General features: G+C 65.1%; 2 protein-coding genes. One reads left to right on the top strand and one right to left on the bottom strand.

All coding sequences use genetic code 11. From position 1 onward, the window contains the following. Nucleotides 1–760 (bottom strand): hypothetical protein (locus tag ACFQ6N_RS40975; RefSeq protein WP_380659219.1); only part of this gene is annotated, 760 nt, incomplete at its 3' end. Between the two features lie 88 nt (nucleotides 761–848). Between ACFQ6N_RS40975 and ACFQ6N_RS40970 the strand changes: the two genes are divergently transcribed. Next, on the top strand, nucleotides 849–1,219 hold a 371-nt coding region (locus ACFQ6N_RS40970), incomplete at its 3' end, for a GntR family transcriptional regulator (protein WP_380659218.1).

Genomic DNA, 1,219 nt, shown 5'->3' with positions numbered 1-1,219 from the left:
CCACCGACGCGACATTGGCGCAGTTGAGCACGCAGCAGGTCTGCAACAGCATGGCGACCTCGTCGCGACAGTCCTGCACGATCTGCGCCTTCACCGCCGCACTGCCCTGCTGCTCCACCGCCCAGGCGTGCCATTCCGGCAGCAGCGCGAACGGCGCAACCCGGAACTGCTGCAAGGGTTTTCCGGACGCCATCGCTTCCACAGGGTAATTGACCAGGCGCGTGGGCAGGCTGGCCTCCTCTGGCCGGTACAGGCTCAACGGATTCTGGTGCGGCAGGAACACGCCTCCCAGCGGCACTTTCCACGCGGCCGCATCGGCCTGCCAGTAGATCGGGATCACCACCACGCCACCGGCCGGTTCATCCAGGAAGCACTCCGTGGCCGGAAAGGCCGCGGCGACTTCGCGGTTCATGTTCAGGCACAGCGCGATGCGCCGAGGCGCCGCATGGCCCGCCCCTTTGTGTCCCGGCAACCCGTCAGGCAGGATCCACGCCGCTTCCAGCGCCATCACCTCGAACGGCGGGCGCGCCATGTCCACGTGCACCTGGCGCAGCTCACGCAGATCGATCATCTCCGCGCAATTGGGCAGCAGGAACTTCACGCTGCGGTGCAGGTAGCTGGCGATGGCTTCATGGGCCTGGCGGATGCCCGGCATGCTGCCCTTGATCCGGGGAATCAGCACGTTCATTTCTTCCAGTGCATGCGCTGCATAGTTCAATAATTCGTTGTGACCTTCCATCGCCGTACAGATGTGCTCCATTCCTTTCCGCCCGTCCGGCGGTGCGATCGAAGTCTAGGAATGGCATCAGTACAATCAACAAATTGTCCTAGATACACTCGGCGCACGGATGGCACGCTCACGGTTCAAGCAGGTAGTCGATGGCCTCGTATCGGACATCCAGAGCGGGAACCTGCGCCCTGGAACCCGCCTGCCCACCCACCGCGAGCTCGCCCGCCGCCATGATCTGGCGCTTGCCACCGCCAGCCGCGTCTATGCCGAGCTGGCCCGGATGGGCCTGGTCATCGGTGAGATCGGTCGCGGCACCTATGTGCGCGAGGCGTTCGGCGCACAGGGCATGGCCTGCGACATGCTGGCCGGTCTCGGCAGCGGCATCGATCTCAACGCCAACATGCCCACCGCGTTCGGCCAGGACACGCAGCTTCGCCGGGCCCTGCGCCACCTCTCACAGCAGGGCGACCTGGAAGCGCTGCTTCTGTA

The sequence above is a fragment of the Kitasatospora sp. NPDC056446 genome, from assembly GCF_042796115.1.
Classification (GTDB): Bacteria; Actinomycetota; Actinomycetes; order Streptomycetales; family Streptomycetaceae; genus Kitasatospora.
Note: the sequence above shows the minus strand (reverse complement) of the source record. Positions and strands in the feature narration are given on the sequence as shown.